Below are 227 nucleotides of genomic sequence, written 5' to 3'. Positions count from 1 at the left end.
GCAGCACATATCCCATCACGGATCTCCGCATCAGTCTTATCTCGGAGGAGGACTGGGGCGAAAACCGCCTGGAGACCACGCTGGAGGAAGGCGAAAGCGCTGGGATCGACCTGGGCGAGTACACGGAAGAACAGCTGAACGCAGGCTTCCACCTTCAATTCTACGGGGAGGACGGCCAGCCTGTCAACCCGGACTACGATCCCAGTTCCCCTACCTTTTTTGAAAAC

General features: G+C 57.7%; 1 protein-coding gene. It reads left to right on the top strand.

Annotation, left to right across the window (positions count from 1 at the left end; genetic code table 11):
• Nucleotides 1-227, top strand: a 227-nt coding sequence (locus tag HJV72_RS18985) for a hypothetical protein (protein ID WP_208073426.1), incomplete at both ends; no start/stop codon positions are given.

Source organism: Extibacter sp. GGCC_0201, from assembly GCF_017566055.1.
Taxonomy (GTDB): Bacteria; Bacillota; Clostridia; order Lachnospirales; family Lachnospiraceae; genus Extibacter.
The sequence above is the reverse complement of the archived record's forward strand: the minus strand, read 5'-3'. Positions and strand labels throughout refer to the sequence as shown.